This window comes from Mesorhizobium sp. C277A (genome assembly GCF_040324395.1).
Classification (GTDB): Bacteria; Pseudomonadota; Alphaproteobacteria; order Rhizobiales; family Rhizobiaceae; genus Mesorhizobium.
Genome location: NZ_JAMYVW010000002.1, coordinates 5,057,153 through 5,074,515, shown reverse-complemented (window position 1 = coordinate 5,074,515; position 17,363 = coordinate 5,057,153). Strand labels below are relative to the sequence as shown.

Here is a 17,363-nt window from a genome sequence, read left to right as displayed (position 1 = left end):
GAATTCCAGTTTGAGGCCGGCTTTGGACTCAAGCCAAACACCCTCCGTAGCGATCCTTCCCACTCCCCTCTGAGGGGCGTGCTATCCCGCCGACGTCAACAGCTTTACCCCAGCAGCTGCTTGCTCAGCCGCGCACACTGGACTCGGATATCGGGGATGGCGTCGATCTCGAAGAAGGTGCCGCGGGTCAGCGGCCCGACGGCGAGGATCTTGGCCGATGCGGTGCCGTCGCCGGCGATGATTTCGCATTTGGCTGTGACATCGAGACCAAGCCGCAGCGGGTCGGGCCGCGCCAGGCCGCGGTCGACCAGCGAGCGCACGACGCTGTTCGACGTCGTCGAGATATCGCGGGCGATGCCGGTGCAATCATAGATGCGCGCGACCTGCAGCATTTCCAGCGCCTTTGTGTGGCGGGACTGGATGCCGACGGTGAATCCATCGCCGGCCTCGATGCCGACGACACGGCCGGCGACCGGGCGGATGCGGCCGGTGCGCACCGCCTCGGTGACGCGGGCATGCACCTCGGGCGCCAGCCGATGGCGATGGATGTCCCACCAGGCCTTGGTGTGCTCGACGAAGCGGCGCTTGGCCGAGGACGGCCAGTTCTGCCAGATCTTCTGGTTGAAGGGTCGCAGCCCATCGACGACGTCGCGCCAGTCGATGCCGGCCTTCTGGTTTTCGCGGATCAGGTCGCGGAACCAGCCGACGAAATAGGAGAGCTGCGTGCCGAGCGGAATGTCGGCGACGTCGAGCTTGATCGGGTTGCCCTTGCGGTGCGGCGACGGCAGCAGGCCGCGCCGCGACACGGCGACGATCTCGCCGCGATGGTCGCGCTGCTCGAGCGACAGGAAGGCATCGACCATGCTGAGCCCGGTGCCCAGCACCAGCACGCGGGCTTCAGGATCGAGCGCGGTGTCGGCCTCGGTGCCCATGCGGATGGCGTGGCCCTGGCCGGCGCCGGGCTGCTCGTCATGGCCGGTGGCAAGCACCGCCAGATGCGCGACGACGCTGGTGCCGTTGGCCAGCACCACTTCGACGCCGGACGATGTCGGCGAGATCGACAGGCTTTCCTCGCGAATCAGCCTGAGACGGCCGGTTTCCTTTTCGCGCGCTTCGAGCTCGTCGAGCACTTCCTTGAGGTAGCGGGCATAGACGCTGCGCGGTGCATAGAAGGGTGTCTGCGGCGTCTGTTCCTGGCTTATCAGGCCGCGCCCCTGCAACCAGCGCCAGAAATTCAGGGGATCGTCGGCATAGGCGCTCATCCCCGCAGCGCTGACATTCAGCACGTGCGCCGACAAAAGCGTCGAATAGGCGATGCCCTGGCCGAAATGCGGACGCTTTTCGATCAGCGTGACGCGAAGGTCCGGGTTGGGCGACTTCAGCAGATGCGCGGCCAACACGACGCCGCTGGCGCCGCCGCCGACGATGATGATCGAGCTGGGGATGATCGAATTGGCGCGCGCGACGCTCATGCGAGCACGCTCAGGATCAGGCGGGGACCTTTTGCGCCGGCGCAAGCTCGTCGATGTCCCTCGGGACCGGAAGGTCGTCGAGGACGATGTCGCGCATCTCGGCCAGCGTGCGCTGGTCGAGCACCTCGGCGATCGCCTGCCGGACCTCGAGCATCAGATGTCGGACTTGGCATGTCGCCTCATTGCAGTCTTCACAGCGCTGATACTGGGTGCGGCTGGCGCAGGGGATGGGCGCCAGCGGTCCGTCGAGCACGCGCACGACATGGCCGACCTTGATCTCGTCGGCCGGGCGCGCCAGGCGATAGCCGCCATCCTTGCCCTTGCGGCTCTGGACGAAACCGGCATTGCGCAATTCGCCCAGAATGGCGTCGAGGAATTTCTTCGGAATGTTGTTGCCGCTGGCGATGTCGCCGACAAAGGCGAGCTGTCCCACCGGCAGTTGCGCCAGATGGACCAGCGCCTTGAGGCCGTACTTGCCTTTTTTGGTGAGCATAGACCGAATGTTTCTCTGTCAGGCGATGGCCCAAAACCATCGGTTGCGAAACGCCTGACGTGCCTCCCCGCCGCGTGCAAGCTGCTTCGACACATAAATTCTACTGACATGATATACAAGCCGAGAAACCTTGATTTTGCTTCGTTTTCACGCCGCAGGGGCCACTTTGGCAAGCTTTGTGCCGTTAAGGTCACAGCCAGCCGCGAGCGATTGCGGCGATGAGCGGCGGCTCCTGCTCCCAATGTCGATAAGATTACTATACTTACCCTCGAACACGCGGAACGTGTTTTCAAATCAACCGTCTTTTACAGCATGGATTTGCGCCATTTGGGGCTTTGCCGGGAATTTTGGGTCGCAGCCCGCGGATCGGCGAAACATGACTCCCGACAACTCGGGCGCCGCCCTGCGCCCGATATCAGGACGCCGCCTTGCCGCTCTGAGGCCGGGCGGCCTTGGCGGCCACCGGCACGCCGCTTGACCGCAGCATCCAGCGGTGGCCGTCGCTGCGGAAGTCGGTGAGGCTCAACGGCTCGACATCGATCCTGCGGCAGGCCGCAAGCGGCGCACCGAGCACCAAATCAGGCCTCTTCCGTAGGAGGGTTGGCAGGACCACCAACTCTTCAGCACCTTGGGGGCGCCGTTTGCGTTTGCGCACGGTTCGGCACGGGCCGGTCACCGCGCCCGCATCAGCCGGTGGTTTTTTCTAACAAGTGCTTCTTGCTTGGAAGGATTTAACTCTACAAGAATGATAGAATTAGCTGACTATGAACAGGCATCCGGTTTTTCTCATTTTTCATGGAGCCTTTCATGTCCAGCATTTCGCGACGCATTGTCCTCCTGTCGTCGGCAGCTTTGGCGGGTGCGGCCTTCCTCGGCCCGGCCCAGGCGCAGGACCTCAACATCACCATCGGCTACCAGACGGTGGTCGAACCTTCCAAAGTAGCGCAGGCCGACGGCGCCTATGAAAAGGCGACCAAGGCCACGATCGACTGGCGCAAATTCGATTCCGGCGCCGATGTCATCGCCGCCGTCGCATCCGGTTCGGTCGATATCGGCTATGTCGGCTCGAGTCCGCTGGCCGCGGCCGCCAGCCGCGAACTGCCGATCCAGACCATCTTTGTCGTCGGCCTGATCGGCCAGTCCGAGGCGCTGGTCGCCCGCAATGGATCCGGCATCGAGAAGATCGCCGACCTCGCCGGCAAGAAGGTGGCGGTGCCGTTCGTGTCGACCACGCATTACAGCCTGCTTGCCGCGCTGAAGCACGAAAACGTCGACCCGAAGTCGGTCGAAATCCTTAATCTCAGGCCACCGGAAATAGCCGCCGCGTTCACTCGCGGCGACATAGACGCGGCCTATGTCTGGGATCCGGCGCTCGGCCAGATCAAGACGACAGGCAAGGTGGTGCTGGATTCCTCGCAGGTTGCCGCCTGGGGCGCGCCGACCTTCGACGCCTGGATCGTGCGCACCGACTTCGCCGAAAAGAACCCGGACGCCGTGCGCGATTTCGTCAAGGTGACCGGCGAATCCTATGCCCAGTTCCTGGCCAAGCCCGAGGCATGGTCGGTTTCGTCGCCGGAAGCGGCCAAGATCGCCAAGATCACCGGCGCCAAACTGGAAGAGGTGCCGCAGCTCCTCAAGGGTTACGTCTTCCCGACATTGGAAGAGCAGGCTTCCGACAAATTCCTCGGCGGCGGCACGGTCAAGGCGATCGAGGCAGCTTCGGCCTTCCTCAAGGAGCAGGGCAAGATCGACGCCGTGCTGCCCGACTATTCGAAATACGTGTCGTCGAAATACGTGACCGAGGCTCTGGCCTCGAACTGATCTTCAGTTTTACGCAATTCCGGACGGAAAACCGCTTCACACTTTTCCTGGAATTGCTCTGAACACGCGCGGTTTCCTCTTCCCTGACGCCGCGTGCTGCCTGTCCCGGATCCGCTCAACGAGGGCCGGGGCAGGCTGATTTTCTTCCGGAGCCCCTTTTCATGCCGCATCTCGTACTCCACCCGCATCTCGTACTCGACAAGGTCTCGGTTCACTATGACGGCCAGGCAGCGCCGGCGGTCGACCGGGTTTCCATCGATGTCGCCAAGGGCGATTTCGTCGTGCTGGTCGGCCGCTCCGGCTGCGGCAAGACCTCGCTGCTCAATGTCGCCGCCGGCCTGGTCGAGCCTGCGCGCGGGGTCGCCACGATCGGCGGCCGGCCGATCACCGGCCCAGGCTCCGACCGGGCGGTCGTGTTCCAGAACGATGCGCTGTTTCCCTGGCTGACGGCCCGTGAAAACGTCGCCTTTGCGCTCAGGCTGCGCGGCGTGCCGCAAGCCGAGCGGGCGCGCCGCGCCGACCAGTTGCTGGCGCTGGTCAAGCTTGACGGCGTCGGCGACAAACGCATCTGGGAATTGTCCGGCGGCATGCGCCAGCGCGTCGGACTCGCCCGTGCACTCGCCGCCGAACCGGAATTCCTGCTGCTCGACGAACCGCTCGGCGCACTCGATGCGCTGACGCGCGAGCGCATGCAGACGACGCTGCTCGACCTGTGGACCGCAAGCCGGGTCGGCGTGCTGATGGTCACGCATGGCATCGAGGAGGCGCTGGTGCTGGCCACAAGCATCGTCGTTTTGGCGCCCGGACCGGGCCGCGTGGTGCGGACATTCGAGACCGGTTTCAGCCGGCGCTATGCCGCAGGCGAGCCGATCCGCGCCATCAAGGCCGATCCAGTCTTTGCCGCGGCGCGCGGCGAGCTGACCGATGCGATCTTCGAAGGAGAGGCGGCATGAGCGTCACCTCCTACAGCGAGCGGCCGGCCACCGGGACCGGCGAGGCCGATGCCATTTCGGTGCCGTGGTCGCGGCCGGTGCGGAAGCGGCGCGGGGTTTCCTCGCGGGCGATCAGCGCCGTCACCATCCTGGTCGTGCTGGCGGCATGGGCGCTGTCTGCGCGCCTGCAACTGGTGTCGCCGGTGTTCCTGCCGTCGCCCGCCGCCGTGTGGACCAAGTTCATCGTGGTGATCAAGGACGGCTTCGTCGACGCGACTTTGCTCCAGCATATCGTCGCCAGCCTCGGCCGCGTGTTCGCGGCGCTGCTCGCGGCCATCGTCATCGGCGTTCCGGTTGGGCTGGCTATCGGCATTTCGACGGTCGGGCGCGGCATCTTCGATCCCTTGCTCGAATTTTTGCGGCCGATCCCGCCGCTCGCCTATCTGCCGCTGGTCATCATCTGGTTCGGTATCGGCGAACCGTCAAAGATCCTGGTGATCGCCATTGCCATGTTGGCGCCGGTGGCGCTGTCGACGGCCTCGGGCGTGCGCGGTGTCTCAAAGGAGCGCATCGATGCGGCCCGTTCGCTTGGTGCGACGCAGCGCCAAGTGGTGCGCCATGTCATCCTGCCCAGCGCGCTGCCGTCGATCCTCACCGGCCTGCGCATCGCGCTCGGCGCCGGCTGGTCGACGCTGGTTGCAGCCGAGCTGGTGGCGGCAACGCGCGGCCTCGGCTTCATGATCCAGTCGGCCGCCCAGTTCCTGGTCACCGATGTCGTGGTGATGGGAATAGTGGTGATCGCGACAATAGCCTTCGTGCTGGAATTCATCATCCGCCGGATCGAGCGTCAGCTGGTTCCGTGGGCGGGAAAGGAATGACAACAAGTTTCTGCCGGTTTGACCGGCTGCTTCCCTTCGCAGCACGGCGACCGCCGACCCCGGAACAGAAGGAGTGATGTCATGACCCAGTCCACCGCGGTGCTGTTCGCCCATCTCGGCAACTGGCTGCTCGCCTGGCGGGAGAACTCGTCGTCACAGCCGCAACCGAAATCGCCGGCCCCGGTGCAACTCGACGCCGAACGCGACCGCCTGCCGCCACGCGACGAGGGATTTTACTGGGCCTGGCAGTATTGGTCGCAGTGAGGTGATGGTGATTAGCGCCAGCCTTCGCGATTTCGTCATCCTAGGGCGAAGCAAGGAGCGAAGCGACGCGGCGCAGACCCTAGGATCCATGCCGAGACGCTGATGCTACGCTACAGGGGAGCAACAAACCGGGCGCCTACCACCCGGTTCCGCGAAACAGCTCAAACCACTCCGGATTGGCCTTCTCTATCAGTTCGATCTTCCACTGTCTCGGCCATCGCTTCAGCGACTTCTCGCGTTGAATGGCATCGGTGATGTCGAAGAATTCCTCATATACCAGACCAGCCGTTGAACACCGTAGCGGCTGGTGAAGCCTGCGCCCTGGCCGGATTTGTGTTCAGGCATGCGGCGGGCGAGATCGTTGGTGACGCCGATGTAGATCGTGCCGCGTTTTTGGCTTGCAGTCATGTAGACGTAGCCGGTCATGGTTTCAGGGTATCGAGCCTCGGTTCGCGCACAAGCGACATTCTGATCCGTTCCACTCTACGGCAAACGTCACGGCATGGATCCTAGGGTCTGCACCGCGTCGCTTCGCTCCTTGCTTCGCCCTAGGATGACGAGCGCTGGGTTCTGAAGAAAATATTTCCACGTCAAGCAGCCAACTCGCAAAATCGTTTCTCTACTAAATTTATAGACCTACCTAGCCTTGTCTCTCATCCACGGCAGGGAGCCCTTCCCGGCGCCGGTTCGCAGCGAAGGAAGAGGGATCATGTTCAGCCTGACCAGACGCGTTTTCGGCCTTGGCCTTTTGGCGGCGGGCATTGCTGCCTCGCTCAGTGCCTCGGCGCAGGAGTTGAAGCAGCTCAACATCGGCTATCAGAAGACCGGCCTGCCGGTCATCGCCCGGCAGCAGCAGGTGATCGAGAAGGCGCTGAGCGACAAGGGCGTCGCGGTGAAATGGGTCGAATTCACCGCCGGCCCGCCGCTGGTCGAGGCGCTCAATGTCGGCGCCATCGATGTCGGCTGGACCGGCGACGCACCGCCAATCTTCGGCCAGTCGGCCGGCGCCAACATCGTCTATGCGGCGGCACTGCCGGCCAATGGCGACGGCGAAGCGATCTTCGTCAAGCCGGCATCGCCGATCCAGTCGCTCGCCGACCTCAAGGGAAAGCGCATCGGCGTCGGCAAAGGCACCAGCGCGCACAATCTGCTGGTCGCGGCACTCGAAAAAGCAAACATCCCCTTCGACCAGATCACCCCGGTCTATCTCAGCCCGGCCGATGCTGCGGCGGCTTTCGCCAGCGACCAGATCGATGCCTGGGCGGTCTGGGATCCGTTCTACGCCATCGCCGAGACACGCTACCAGCCGCGCGTGCTGGCGCGCTCCAGCGAGGTGCTGAAGGTGAACACCTATTTCCTCGCCAACAAGGATTTCGCCAAGGCGCATCCGGAGACGATCACCACGACGATAGCGGCGCTCGGCGTGGCGGCGAAATGGGCGGACCAGAATCGCGACAAGGTCGCCGCCGCCCTGCATGAGGTGACCGGCGTGCCGCTCGACGCGCAGACCATCGCCGCCAATCGCACCAAATTCGGCATCTTCCCGATCACCGACGAGATCATCGCCGGCCAGCAGGCGACCGCCGATCGCTTCTACAAGCTCAAACTGATCCCGAATGCGGTGCGCATCTCCGACGCCGTGTGGACCGCACCGGGCAATTGAACTTTCACGTGCGGCGCCGGGCGGAAAACGCCCGGCGCCTTTTTGCCGTTTCCGCTTCAGGGATTTCGCCATGACCGCTCCAGCCAATCCGCAAGCCAGCCCGCTCGATTTCTTCTGGTTCATTCCAACGCATGGCGACGGCTCCTATCTCGGCTCCGAACAGCAGCAGCGGCCGCCGGAGTTCGCTTACTTCAAGGAGATCGCACAGGCCGTCGACCGGCTCGGCTTTCCCGGCGTGCTTTTGCCGACCGGGCAGAATTGCGAGGATTCCTGGATCACCGCCTCCGGCCTTGCAGCGCTGACGGAAAAGCTAAAATTCCTGGTGGCGCTACGGCCCGGCGTGACGTTGCCGACCTTCGCGGCGCGCCAGACGGCGGCGCTCGACCGGCTGAGCAATGGCCGCCTGCTGCTCAATGTCGTGGTCGGCGGCAACCCGACCGAGCTTGCCGGCGATGGCGTGTTCCTGCCGCATGATGAGCGCTATGCGCAAGCGCAAGAGTTCCTGACCATCTGGCGCGCGCTGGTGTCGGGCGAGAGCGTCAACTTCAACGGCAAATATTACCGCGTCGACAATGGCCGCCTTGACCTTCTGCCGCAACAGGAGCGGCCGCCGCTCTATTTCGGCGGCTCGTCCGATGCCGGCCAGGAGCTCGCCGCCGATCTCGTCGATATGTACCTGACCTGGGGCGAGCCGCCGGCGCAGGTGGCGGAAAAACTCAGCGCGGCGCGCAAAAAGGCTGAACGGCGCGGCCGCAAACTGCGTTTCGGCATCAGGCTTCATTTCATCGTGCGCGAGACCGAGGAAGAGGCCTGGCGCGCCGCCTACCGGCTGATCAGCCACGTCACCGATGCCCAGATCGAAAATGCCCAGGCCCGCTTCACCAGGGAGATGGACTCTGTGGGACAGCGGCGCATGGCCGAACTGCATGGCGGCCGCCGCGACAGGCTGGTGGTTTCGCCCAATCTGTGGGCCGGCGTCGGCCTGGTGCGCGGCGGCGCCGGCACAGCTTTGGTCGGCTCGCCCGAGCAGATCGTCGAGCGCATCCGCGAGTATCAGGCGATCGGCATCGACACCATCATCGGCTCCGGCTACCCGCATCTCGAGGAAGCCTACCGCGTCGCCGAGCTTCTGTTCCCGCGTCTCGGCCTGGGCACCAGGCGGGCACGGGCGCATGAGAACATCGCCAATGAATTCGCCGTCGGCTTCCACGGCGCCAACCGCCTTCAGGCGTCGTCATGAGCCTGGCTCAACGGGTCAAACAGAACGGCATCGGCTGGCTGCTGCCGGCGTTGGTCATAATTGGCTGGGAAGCCGCCAGCCGCGTCGGCGTGATGCCGGCCAATGTGCTGCCGGCGCCGAGCGCGGTGGCCGAGGCCTTCTGGCGGCTGACGCTGTCGGGCGAGCTGATACAGAACATCGGCGTCAGCACGCTGCGCGCGCTGGCCGGCTTTGCCATCGGCGGCTCGATCGGCTTTGCACTCGGCCTTGCCAACGGGCTGTCGGCGCTCAGCCGCGGCCTGACCGACACGACGCTGCAGATGATCCGCAACATCCCGCATCTGGCGCTGATTCCGCTGGTCATCCTGTGGTTCGGCATCGACGAGGAAGCAAAACTGTTCCTGGTGGCGCTCGGCGTGTTCTTCCCGATCTACGTCAACACGCTGCTCGGCATCCAGAGCGTCGACCCGCATCTGGTCGAGATGGGCCGGGTCTACGGCATGGACCGCCGCGCGTTGTTTTTTCAGGTGATCCTGCCCGGCGCGCTGCCGGCGATCTTCGTCGGCCTGCGCTATGCGCTGGGCATCATGTGGCTGACGCTGATCGTTGCCGAAACCATCTCGGCCAGTTCCGGCCTCGGCTACATGGCCATGCAGGCACGCGAATTCCTGCTGATCGATGTGGTCGTGCTGTCGATCCTGATCTATGCGCTGCTCGGCAAGCTTGCCGACAGCTTCGCCCGCCTGCTCGAGCGGCTGTCGCTCGGCTGGCATCCCGCCTTCCAGAACGCCTGAGGGTTCGATGCCAACCGCCAGCCTGACCGCCATCCGTTCCTTCGTCGCCGCGCCGGAACCGTCACGGCCGGAGGAGGCCGTCGAAAGGCAGCGCGCCTTTGCCTTCAAGGGCGTGGAAAAGCGCTTTGGCGACAAGGTCGTGCTCGACGGCATCGATCTCGATGTGCCCGTCGGACAGTTTGTGGCCGTCATCGGCAAGAGCGGCTGCGGCAAGAGTACGCTGTTGCGGCTGCTGGCCGGGCTCGATCGGCCAACCGCTGGATCCCTTACATTCGGGCCGGAGGCGAAGGCCGGCGCCGGCGAAGAGAGCCGCTTCATGTTCCAGGAGCCGCGGCTGTTGCCCTGGGCCAGCGTGGTGAAAAACGTCGAGGTCGGGCTGACCGGGCTTGCCACCGGTGCGGAAGCCAGGCGGTGCGCGCTCGCCATCCTGGGTGAAGTCGGCCTCGCCGACCGCGCCGACGAATGGCCCTCGGTGCTGTCGGGCGGCCAGAAGCAGCGCGTGGCGCTGGCGCGTGCACTGATCGGACAGCCAAAGATTCTGGCGCTCGACGAGCCGCTCGGCGCACTCGATGCGCTGACCCGCATCGAAATGCAGCAGCTTCTGGAACGCATCTGGCTGGAGCAAAAATTCACCGCCGTGCTGGTCACGCATGACGTCGCCGAGGCGGTTGCGCTCGCCGACCGGGTGGTGGTGATCGACGAGGGCCGCATCGCGCTCGATCGCGACGTGTCGGTGGCGCGGCCGCGCCGGCGCGGTTCGGTCGAGCTTGCCAGGCTGGAGGGAAGGATTCTGGATCAGCTGTTCGGGTAGTGCTGTCGCGGGCAGGGCATTCTATCCGAGCCGGATAGATAGGTAACAGAATGGACCGGCAATATGGGGTGGCTGTTTTCTTGCTCGCCGGGTTGGCCCTGTTTGCGACTGCGGATTTGACCAGCGCCTTCCCCCACTCCGTCACCGCTTCGCGGCGCCACCTCTCCCCCTCCGGAGGGAGAGGAAGGGAGCCAGGCCGCATAAGTTCGCGCCCCTGCAAGGCTCGCGCCTTTCCTCTCCCCCGTCGATCGGGGGAGAGGTGTCGAGCGAAGCTCGACGGAGTGGGGTCGATCTGTGGCGGTCGACTTTCGTCGCAACTCACCCCGGCGAACGGCTCGCCCATACCAGCCCGGCGAAACCGACCAGCATGGTCACGATGCCGATATAGAGCCATTGCGACTGGCCGGTCATGAAGCTGCCGCCGACCACGCCAATGCCTTGCAGCGACCACAGCGCGCCGATGGCCAGTACGATCAGCGCCAGCAGATATCTGAACAGTCTCATCGCCAAGATTCCTTTCCGAAGTCGATCGTCAACTGCGCCATGACCGTGATGACAGAGCGAAAGGACGGCGCCCAATCGCGCTCTCTTCTACTTGTACTATAACGTCCTGCCTTGCTCACGGAATCTTTGAAACAGCTCGCAATATCGCCGGCGATACGGCCGCGCCACACGAAAGATGCCTGACAAACTGTTTCCCAGCGACTCGAAACGTGTGCCGGTGCCACGGAACTGCCCGATGCTTGCCGCATTTCCTGCCTTATTCGACACTTAACGGCTGGGGTCTGTCGAAAACGGAGCCAATCCCCCCAACATGAAGAAAACAAACCAGACCGCGCTTGTCGCGGTAACGATCGCGGCTGGCCTGATGGTCGGTGCATCCGCCTCCTCCGCCGCTGGCCAGTGCGGCCGCGCCTCCTGGTACGCACTGCATTCCAGGACCGCCAATGGCGAACGCATGAACCCGTCGGCGCTGACCGCCGCGCACCGCAGCCTGCCTTTCGGCACCAAGTTGAAAGTGACCAACCAGAATAATGGCCGCAGCGTCATCGTGCGCATCAACGACCGCGGCCCGTTCATCAAAGGGCGCGTGCTCGATCTGTCCAAGGGCGCCGCCGGCCAACTCGGCTTCATCGGCTCCGGCCATACCTCGGTGTGCATGGCGCGCGTCTAGATCTGTCCAAGTCCGGCCCGATCGGGCCGGACACATCCTGCCCCGTCGTCCAACAGCCTTGCATTTTGCAGTGCACATTGAGCCGGCTGCACCCGCCCAACGCGGTTTCTCAAGGCCTTGGACGAAAGATTGGCATATGTCACGCCACGTGACGTATTGCATCGCAGCAATATCTTGTTAACCTCCGCGCGAGACATTCAAGGCTCGGCGCTGTCCGTCGTCCCTTCGGTCACGGCAGCTGCGGAGTACCTGATGTTCTACCAGCTCTATGAAATGAACCATGCCGCCCTGCAGCCCGCGCGGCTTTATGCCGATGCAGTGCGGCTGTTCTACACCAACCCGCTCAATCCGTTTTCGCATACGCCGTGGGGCCGCTCGGTCGCCGCCACCGCCGAACTGTTCGAGCGCACGACGCGCCGCTACAGCAAGCCGCATTTCGGCCTGAGCAAGACCGTGGTCGACTGGAAGAGCGTCGAGGTCAGCGAAAAGACGGTGTGGTCGAAGCCGTTCTGCAATCTTACCCGCTTCGAGCGGTCGGTGCCCGCCGGGCGAAAGGCCGACCCCAAGCTTCTCATTGTGGCGCCGATGTCGGGCCATTATGCGACGCTGCTGCGCGGCACGGTCGAGGCGATGCTGCCCTATGCCGACGTGCACATCACCGACTGGGTCGATGCCCGCATGGTGCCGGTGACCGACGGCCATTTCGACCTCGACGATTATATCGACTACATCATCGACATGCTGCATGCGCTGGGGCCGGACACCCATGTGATGGCGGTGTGCCAGCCTTCGGTGCCGGTGCTGGCAGCGGTGGCGCTGATGGAAAAGCGCGGCGATCCCTTCGTGCCCTCGACCATGACGTTGATGGGCGGGCCGATCGACACCCGCCGCAATCCGACCGCGGTCAATCTTCTGGCCAAGGAAAAGGGCATCGACTGGTTCCGCGACAACGTCATCATGCACGCGCCCTGGCCGGTGCCGGGCTTCGGCCGCGAAGTCTATCCGGGCTTCCTGCAGTTGTCGGGCTTCATGAGCATGAACCTCGACCGGCACATCACCGCCCACAAGGACTTCTTCATGCACCTGGTCAAGCATGACGGCGACAATGCCGAGAAGCACCGCGATTTCTACGACGAATATCTGGCGGTGATGGACCTGACGGCGGAATTCTATCTGCAGACCGTCGACACGGTGTTCGTGCGCCATGCGCTGCCCAAGGGCGAGATGACGCATCGCGGCGAGGTGGTCGACACCAAGGCGATCCGCAATGTCGCGCTGTTCACGGTCGAAGGCGAGAACGACGACATTTCCGGTCTCGGCCAGACCCAGGCCGCCCACGATCTCTGCCCCAACATCCCGGCTGACCGGCATGCGCATTACATGCAGCCGGCCGTCGGCCATTACGGCGTCTTCAACGGGTCGCGATTCCGCTCGGAAATCGTGCCGCGCATCGTCGATTTCATCACAAGCTACGGCCGCCAAACACGCGTAGCGGTGAAACCCAAGCTGGTCCGCTCCGCCAAAGGCTGAGGCTCGATCCGGCTGCAGCGTGCATTGCCCGCAAAAGCGGGGCGATTTTGCGCGCCACAGGCGTTCTGTTGCACAATAGACGCTGTTGGGCGGGCGCGGGTAACCATGCCGAAGAATCTGGCTCCCCCGATAATTGACACGGAGTGTAAATCCCCTTTAACCTTTCGTTAAGAACAAGGGCGAACGGGGACAATGACTTCCTCACCGATGGCACGGACGCTGCGCTTGTGGGCGGCAGCAGGGCTGGCGATCTCTGCGTGCTGGGCAGTGCCGGCACTTGCAGGCGGCGCCATGGCGACGGGCGGCATGACCTCGCAGCCGATCGGCCACTATGATTTCTGTAAAACCCAGCCCGGCGAATGCTCGATCCGGCCGAGCAACCTCAACCCCGCCGCGATGACCGACGCCTTCATGCGCAAGCTGATCAACGTGACGTCAAGGGTCAACGCCGCCGTCAAGCCGATGAGCGACTACGACATCTATGGCAAGGACGAGGTCTGGGCCTATCCCGACAAGGGCGTCGGCGACTGCGAAGACTATGTGCTGGAAAAGCGCCGCCAGCTCTCGCGCTCTGGCGTGTCGCTGGCCGATCTCTTGATCACCGTCGTGCGCAAGCCGGACGGCGAAGGCCATGCCGTGCTGACGGTGCGCACCGACAAGGGCGACTACGTCCTCGACAATCTGACCGACAAGGTGAAGATCTGGGACGCCACCGGCTATCGCTTCCTCAAGCGGCAGGCCATCGACAACACCGGCCGCTGGGTCTCGATCCGCGGCGGCCAGCAGGTGCTGGTCGGCGCGGTTCAGTAAATAAGGACGATGCATGTGAGCGCGTCGCTGCGAACAGCTTCGTCGGAAGCCCGCGGCTAATAACTTTCACGAGATAACCGCAAGTCGGCGCTGCCCCTCATTGCCCTGCCGGGCATTTCTCCCCGTATAGTGACGGGGAGAAAGATGCTGCCATCGGTGATTTCGCCAATCGTCAACGTTGCAAAATAGGCGCAGCGCGGCGGATGAGGGCAGCGCTGACCTCGAAATCTTATCTCTCGAAACGCCTCCTCAAAAAATTTCGCTACCTGCGTGAACCAAACCGTCTCCAGCGGCGACACACAGCCGTAAACAGAAACCCAACCATGGAGACTTCAAATGACTGCTTTCCTGCGTAATGCTTTCCTCGCCGCCATCGCGGTATCGTCCCTGGCCGGATCCGCTATGGCCGACCAGACCGGCTGCGCCAAGAACAACCAGTGGGGCAATCGCTGTTGCGATCTCACCTCGGACTGCCTGGGTGGCGGCCGCGGCGGCGATCATGACAGCACTGGCGGCCGTGGCGGCCAGGCCGGCGCGAAGTAATCTCGCTATATGCCCGCTGGCTAACGGCCGGCGGGCATCGCCTTCAGGATGAAATGCCGGCGCTATTGATGAGCATTCGTGGCCTTGGCGCCGCCCTACTTACGCCGCTCCAGTGCGGCCCGGATCGAGGCGGTGATGCGGGCAAGCTCGGCTTCGCTCAGCTTCTCGATGTTCTCGGCCAGGAGATTGGCCAACTCGGTGGCGGCAGGACTGAGGCCGGACGTATCGAGTCTCACCCGCGGATGTGAGGCCTCGGCCAGACGCGCCAGCTCTTCGGCATCGTCCCAGATGACGTTGAAATAGCCGATGATCTTCTGGATCAGCGTCCAGGTCGGCGCGCCGCGGCGGCCATGTTCCAGCGCCGACAGATAGGCGGCGCTGACTCCGATCGCCTGCGCCATGTCCTTCTGGCGCAAGCCGCGCTCGGCTCGAAGCGCCCGCAGTTTTTCGCCGAACGGCGTCATCAGCGGGTTCGCCTGAGCCGAACGTAGAGCGCGCCCGAACCGCCGTGGTTGCGGGCGGCGTGATCGTGGCTGGAGACCAGCGGCCGGAAGGCAGGCGTCGACAGCCAGGCAGGCACGGCGCGCCGCAAGACGCCGTCGCCGCCCGACGACGACCCTTTTCCCGTAATGACGAGGACATAGCGGATGCCGCCGGCATGGGCCCGGTGCAGGAACGAAAACAGCAGCGAATAGGCCTCGTCCTGGGTCATGCCATGCAGATCGACGCGGCCTTCGATCGGCAGCCGGCCCTTCTTCAGCTTGTCCAATGTCGGCTCGTCCAGCGCGTGCGATACATGCTGCGCCTTCGGCTTGGCGGCGAGGACCGGACCGACAGCGACCGGCGTCTGTGCCGGCTTGGGGTCTACGACGATGTCGGGAATCTCGACCGCGGTCCGGCCCTTCAGCGGTCGGGCGGTGCGCGCCACCAGGTTCCACAGCACCCGATCGTCTTCGTTGAGTTTATCGGGGCGCTTGCTCATCGATTCGATTCCGAAACGAGAGCGCCTGGAACCAAGGCATAGAAATCGGCCGCATTGCGAACGACGCCGGCGATCTCGCCGGCCGCATCGCCGGAGCCGGCGAACAGATCGCCCCGCGCCGCTCCGATGATGGCCGAGCCGGTGTCCTGCGCAATCATCAGCCGCCGGAACGGTTTTCCGTCGAAGGCGGTCAGCGACGGAGCGTCGATGTAGAAGGGGGTACCGAATGTGTGCAGCAGCCGGTCGACCGCGAGCGAACGGCCGGGCGTCAACGGCACCTTGGCGGCGGCGATTGGACCGGATGCGGCATCGTCGACATCGGCTTCGCGAAAGAAGATGTAGGAGCGGTTCTGCCAGAGGATCTCGTCGACGCGATCCGGATGCGCCCTGAACCAGGCGCGGATAGACTGCATCGTCACTTTTTCCAGTGGGATTTCGCCGAGTTCGGCGAGAATCTTCCCCGGACCGCTGAAACGTTGGCCGGATTTGGCGGCGTAGGTGACGCGGCAAAGCCGGCCGTCGGTCATCTTCAGCCTGGCCGCACCTTGCACATGGATGAAGAAGACGTCGACCTTGTCGGCAAGCCAGGCGATTTCCAGGCCTTGGCCGGCCAGCGCGCCTCTCTCGATCTCACTGCGGTCGAAATACTCCACCAGGCCCTGCGGCGTATCGCGGGCGAAGGCGAGATAGTCGTCCATCCCTCGAGGACGGTTGGCGTCATCGATGTCGACGAGGTCGGCCGGCCGCTCCAGTAGCGGCACCGTGAATTCATCCGTGCGCACTGGTGAGGCCTCGACCTCCGGCTCGTAGAAGCCGGTGACCAGGCCGGGGTTTTCGGATCGAATCTGGACTGGGGCGAAATGGCGCTCGAAAAAACCCTTGGCCGCCGACCGATTCGCCGGCGAAACGGTGCGCGCCTCGTCATAGGCGCCGGCAAACGCGTCGAACCGGACGCCCAACGAACCGGTGCGGTAGGGCTTGTTCAGGACATGAAAGGCCGAACGGCGGAAGGCTTCGAAAGCGGGCAGATGGTCATCGGAATTCCAACCGGGAAGATCATCGAAGGACTTTTCCACGAAAAGCGGCGAGAGCGACACCTCAGCCTCGCCACTGCCCATGTTTGCTTGCATGTCGCTATCCCAAAAAAGCTGCCCGCATCGGGCGACATGCATAGGCTCAGTCTTCTTCCTCGGTGGCGACCAGCTTCCAGTTCGGATCGCGCGAGCGTGTGTCGCGGGCGAAGGTCCAGACATCCTTGACCTCGGCCACCGTCTCGGGATCGCCATCGATGACCGCACCCGCCTTGTCGCGGGTCGCCGAAATCAGTTCGCTCACGATGCGCAGCGTGATGTGGGCCTCGCCGCCCTTCATCTCGGCCGAGACGATGTCGGCCTTGTCGATGCCGACGAAGGAGGACTGGATCTTTTCGGCTTTCGCCTCGCGGTCGCCAATCGCGGCAACGAAGCCGTCAAAAACCTCGCGCGACAACAGGTTCTTCAGCGTTTTTCGGTCGCCATCGGCATAGGCCATGACGATCATCTCATAAGCCATCTTGGCGCCGTCGACGAAGACTTTGGGGTCGAAGGAGGGATCATTATCCTTGATCGCGCGCAGGCCCTTGTTGAGGTCGGTGTCGGGCTTTGCGAAGGCATCGATGGCCGCATAGGTCTCGGCAGCCGTCTCGCCCGGCATGCGCTTGCGTGGCAGCGAAACCACATTTTCGGGCTTCTGGGTCGCGTCCTTCTCGGTGCGGCTGGCCGTGTACGGATCGAAGGGCGGGCGCTCGCTGCCCGTGCGGCGGCCAAGCACGTTGCGCAGCTGGAAAAAGATCACCACCGCCGCAATTAGAAAGAAAATGGTGCCGAAGTCGAAGAATCCCATATCTTTCGCCAATCAATCCCTGACCTGGCCGGGACCGCCAGCCAATCGGGCGGCGGTCGCATGGCGTTAAACATGCAAAGCATATAGAACGCATGG

20 protein-coding genes and 1 pseudogene are annotated in these 17,363 nt (G+C 63.8%); 12 read left to right on the top strand and 9 right to left on the bottom strand.

The window, feature by feature from the left end:
* Positions 1 to 104: 104 nt before the first annotated feature.
* From NKK52_RS25010 to NKK52_RS25000, 3 genes are all read right to left on the bottom strand, one after another.
* Entirely contained in the window at positions 105 to 1,472 is a 1,368-nt protein-coding gene (locus NKK52_RS25010; protein WP_023681208.1) for an FAD/NAD(P)-binding protein, read from the bottom strand.
* Between the two features lie 16 nt (positions 1,473 to 1,488).
* Positions 1,489 to 1,965, bottom strand: coding sequence for an RrF2 family transcriptional regulator (locus NKK52_RS25005; RefSeq protein WP_023681207.1), 477 nt, complete (start codon positions 1,963 to 1,965; stop codon positions 1,489 to 1,491).
* Positions 1,966 to 2,380: 415 nt separating this feature from the next.
* Positions 2,381 to 2,542, bottom strand: coding sequence for a hypothetical protein (locus NKK52_RS25000; protein WP_023681206.1), 162 nt, complete (start codon positions 2,540 to 2,542; stop codon positions 2,381 to 2,383).
* Positions 2,543 to 2,772: 230 nt separating this feature from the next.
* Here NKK52_RS25000 and tauA point away from each other — a divergent pair, with 230 nt between their 5' ends.
* From tauA to NKK52_RS24980, 4 genes are all read left to right on the top strand, one after another.
* A complete protein-coding gene (gene tauA, locus NKK52_RS24995) occupies positions 2,773 to 3,786 on the top strand; it encodes a taurine ABC transporter substrate-binding protein (protein ID WP_023681205.1) in 1,014 nt (337 codons plus the stop codon).
* Positions 3,787 to 3,947: 161 nt separating this feature from the next.
* Positions 3,948 to 4,739 (top strand): taurine ABC transporter ATP-binding protein, encoded by a 792-nt coding sequence (locus NKK52_RS24990; RefSeq protein ID WP_023686044.1) that lies wholly within the window; start codon positions 3,948 to 3,950, stop codon positions 4,737 to 4,739.
* Positions 4,736 to 5,596, top strand: coding sequence for an ABC transporter permease subunit (locus tag NKK52_RS24985; RefSeq protein WP_023672088.1), 861 nt, complete (start codon positions 4,736 to 4,738; stop codon positions 5,594 to 5,596). Before NKK52_RS24990 ends, NKK52_RS24985 begins: the two co-directional genes overlap by 4 nt.
* An 81-nt stretch (positions 5,597 to 5,677) precedes the next feature.
* Positions 5,678 to 5,860 carry a hypothetical protein gene (locus NKK52_RS24980; protein WP_023672089.1) on the top strand — a complete coding sequence of 61 codons (183 nt, stop codon included), beginning with the start codon at positions 5,678 to 5,680 and terminating at the stop codon, positions 5,858 to 5,860.
* A 136-nt stretch (positions 5,861 to 5,996) separates the two neighbouring features.
* Here NKK52_RS24980 and NKK52_RS24975 read toward each other — a convergent pair.
* A pseudogene (locus tag NKK52_RS24975) lies at positions 5,997 to 6,286 on the bottom strand (GIY-YIG nuclease family protein).
* Positions 6,287 to 6,569: 283 nt separating this feature from the next.
* Here NKK52_RS24975 and NKK52_RS24970 point away from each other — a divergent pair.
* The 4 genes from NKK52_RS24970 to NKK52_RS24955 all read left to right on the top strand — a co-directional run bounded on the left by NKK52_RS24970 (position 6,570) and on the right by NKK52_RS24955 (position 10,347).
* Positions 6,570 to 7,523 carry a sulfonate ABC transporter substrate-binding protein gene (locus NKK52_RS24970; protein ID WP_023686046.1) on the top strand — a complete coding sequence of 318 codons (954 nt, stop codon included), beginning with the start codon at positions 6,570 to 6,572 and terminating at the stop codon, positions 7,521 to 7,523.
* 70 nt (positions 7,524 to 7,593) lie between these two features.
* On the top strand, positions 7,594 to 8,763 hold the full coding sequence (ssuD, locus tag NKK52_RS24965; RefSeq protein WP_023686047.1) for an FMNH2-dependent alkanesulfonate monooxygenase: 1,170 nt from the start codon (positions 7,594 to 7,596) through the stop codon (positions 8,761 to 8,763).
* Positions 8,760 to 9,536 (top strand): ABC transporter permease subunit, encoded by a 777-nt coding sequence (locus tag NKK52_RS24960; protein WP_023686048.1) that lies wholly within the window; start codon positions 8,760 to 8,762, stop codon positions 9,534 to 9,536. The genes ssuD and NKK52_RS24960 overlap by 4 nt, the downstream gene beginning before the upstream one ends.
* A 7-nt stretch (positions 9,537 to 9,543) precedes the next feature.
* The gene (locus NKK52_RS24955; protein WP_023686049.1) at positions 9,544 to 10,347 is read left to right on the top strand and encodes an ATP-binding cassette domain-containing protein; all 804 of its coding nucleotides are present in this window, start codon (positions 9,544 to 9,546) and stop codon (positions 10,345 to 10,347) included.
* Positions 10,348 to 10,665: 318 nt separating this feature from the next.
* Here NKK52_RS24955 and NKK52_RS24950 read toward each other — a convergent pair whose 3' ends face one another.
* Positions 10,666 to 10,851 carry a hypothetical protein gene (locus NKK52_RS24950; protein WP_023686050.1) on the bottom strand — a complete coding sequence of 62 codons (186 nt, stop codon included), beginning with the start codon at positions 10,849 to 10,851 and terminating at the stop codon, positions 10,666 to 10,668.
* A gap of 310 nt (positions 10,852 to 11,161) precedes the next feature.
* Between NKK52_RS24950 and NKK52_RS24945 the strand changes: the two genes are divergently transcribed.
* From NKK52_RS24945 to NKK52_RS24930, 4 genes are all read left to right on the top strand, one after another.
* A complete protein-coding gene (locus tag NKK52_RS24945) occupies positions 11,162 to 11,521 on the top strand; it encodes a septal ring lytic transglycosylase RlpA family protein (protein ID WP_023672096.1) in 360 nt (119 codons plus the stop codon).
* A 252-nt stretch (positions 11,522 to 11,773) separates the two neighbouring features.
* Positions 11,774 to 13,051 (top strand): polyhydroxyalkanoate depolymerase, encoded by a 1,278-nt coding sequence (locus tag NKK52_RS24940; protein WP_023686051.1) that lies wholly within the window; start codon positions 11,774 to 11,776, stop codon positions 13,049 to 13,051.
* 192 nt (positions 13,052 to 13,243) lie between these two features.
* A complete protein-coding gene (locus NKK52_RS24935; protein ID WP_023672098.1) occupies positions 13,244 to 13,861 on the top strand; it encodes a transglutaminase-like cysteine peptidase in 618 nt (205 codons plus the stop codon).
* A gap of 336 nt (positions 13,862 to 14,197) precedes the next feature.
* Positions 14,198 to 14,404: a hypothetical protein gene (locus tag NKK52_RS24930; protein WP_023672099.1), complete on the top strand. Its 207-nt coding sequence runs from the start codon at positions 14,198 to 14,200 to the stop codon at positions 14,402 to 14,404.
* A gap of 95 nt (positions 14,405 to 14,499) precedes the next feature.
* Here the strand turns inward: NKK52_RS24930 and NKK52_RS24925 are convergent, their stop codons facing one another.
* From NKK52_RS24925 to NKK52_RS24910, 4 genes are all read right to left on the bottom strand, one after another.
* Positions 14,500 to 14,868, bottom strand: a complete 369-nt coding sequence (locus tag NKK52_RS24925) for a helix-turn-helix domain-containing protein (RefSeq protein WP_023686054.1) — start codon at positions 14,866 to 14,868, stop codon at positions 14,500 to 14,502.
* Positions 14,868 to 15,386, bottom strand: coding sequence for a Smr/MutS family protein (locus NKK52_RS24920; protein WP_023672101.1), 519 nt, complete (start codon positions 15,384 to 15,386; stop codon positions 14,868 to 14,870). Before NKK52_RS24920 ends, NKK52_RS24925 begins: the two co-directional genes overlap by 1 nt.
* Positions 15,383 to 16,483 (bottom strand): murein transglycosylase A, encoded by a 1,101-nt coding sequence (gene mltA / locus NKK52_RS24915; RefSeq protein WP_023714415.1) that lies wholly within the window; start codon positions 16,481 to 16,483, stop codon positions 15,383 to 15,385. Before mltA ends, NKK52_RS24920 begins: the two co-directional genes overlap by 4 nt.
* 79 nt (positions 16,484 to 16,562) lie before the next feature.
* Positions 16,563 to 17,267 (bottom strand): Tim44/TimA family putative adaptor protein, encoded by a 705-nt coding sequence (locus NKK52_RS24910; protein WP_023672103.1) that lies wholly within the window; start codon positions 17,265 to 17,267, stop codon positions 16,563 to 16,565.
* Positions 17,268 to 17,363 lie beyond the last annotated feature (96 nt).